Source organism: Oleiphilus sp. HI0080 (assembly GCF_001635135.1).
This window is the reverse complement of sequence record NZ_LWFU01001033.1, coordinates 1-575: the sequence shown is the minus strand read 5'-3', so window position 1 is coordinate 575 and position 575 is coordinate 1. Positions and strand designations below refer to the sequence as shown.

The window sequence follows — 575 nt, the reverse complement described above, 5'->3', positions numbered from 1 at the left end:
CAACTTTATGAATGCTCGAAGCGCTATCGTTGTCTCGGTTAGTCACCCATAAGAACTGGCCATCCCATGCTAGGCCGAGAGGATCATTGAGAAAAGACGGGTTCTCTAGATAGGTGAGTATGTCGCCGTTGGCCGGATTAATGCGGTAAATTCGTTGCTCTTCTCGTTCCGTTACCCACAGCGCGATCCCGTCCCAAGCGATTCCGAATGGTCGTGCGCAGAATTGGACATTGTCATAGGGTTGCGATCCACAAGCCGGAAGTGTCGATGGGCCTGGTATGGTGTCAATAACCGAGCCATCTTCTGGAAGTACTTTGTTGATGGTGTTCGACTGCCAGTCGACGATCCAAAAATGGGTGCCGTCAAATGTCATTCCTAGTGGTGAAGGGAATGGCATGGTGTCCAGGGTGTTTTCTGTTTCTAGATTATCCCCGTCGACGGGATCTAACTTAACAATATCGTCCGTAACAGGGCTGGCATTCCAGAAGAAGTTGCGAGCGAAGGTCAAAGAGCCGCCGCCTCGACACGTGGCCTGGTTGTCGCAAAATGGCAGTCCATTAGGAATGTTGTCTGGA

Annotated in this window: 1 pseudogene; it reads right to left on the bottom strand. The window is 51.0% G+C overall.

Going from position 1 to position 575, the window contains the following annotated elements:
- Nucleotides 1-575 (bottom strand): annotated as a pseudogene (locus tag A3751_RS23185) (hypothetical protein); the annotation flags it as partial.